The 443-nt window shown below is 55.1% G+C and carries 1 protein-coding gene; it reads left to right on the top strand.

The window, feature by feature from the left end; all coding sequences use genetic code 11:
* Positions 1-71: 71 nt before the first annotated feature.
* Positions 72-404 (top strand): hypothetical protein, encoded by a 333-nt coding sequence (locus SNE34_RS14795; RefSeq protein WP_332618390.1) that lies wholly within the window; start codon positions 72-74, stop codon positions 402-404.
* Positions 405-443 lie beyond the last annotated feature (39 nt).

Here is a 443-nt window from a genome sequence, read left to right as displayed (position 1 = left end):
GGCAGGTAAAGCTTGCCATGCCTTTGGCTCCACTACGCAGTTCGGCTTAACTCAGGCGTTAGGGCGCACACATGGATTTCGTATTTGCCGTTGCATTCCTTCTGGGCTTCTTCGCCACGGCGATATACCTGTACTCCCTCTACAGGTTCTATGCCCTCGTCAAGTTGGAAAGGCCGGACTGGGTTGAGCGAAAAGGCTCGCTGAGCTTTTTCTACACGGGCATGCCGCGCATCGCAGATCCCAATGTTGGCATGGCTGTTCTTGGTCTGGTCTTCAGCTCACGGATTGACCAGTTGCAGTCGCTGACTGCGGTTTCGTATGCTCGCCGCATCCGAGTGCTTCTTCCAATGGGCTTAGCGCTGTTCGCCGTTGCGCTTGCGGCGGCTTTCATCGGTGCTCCCTAACAATTCGTTCAAGCCGAACTTGCTTCGTTACACCAAAGC

Origin of the sequence: Novilysobacter erysipheiresistens, assembly GCF_036663935.1 — a bacterium.
GTDB classification, from domain to species: domain Bacteria; phylum Pseudomonadota; class Gammaproteobacteria; order Xanthomonadales; family Xanthomonadaceae; genus Novilysobacter; species Novilysobacter erysipheiresistens.
The sequence above is the reverse complement of the archived record's forward strand: the minus strand, read 5'-3'. Positions and strand labels throughout refer to the sequence as shown.

Coding starts and splice junctions, on each gene's coding strand:
- SNE34_RS14795 (WP_332618390.1), top strand. CDS start 72: ATGGATTTCGTATTTGCCGTTGCATTCCTTCTGGGCTTCTTCGCCACG.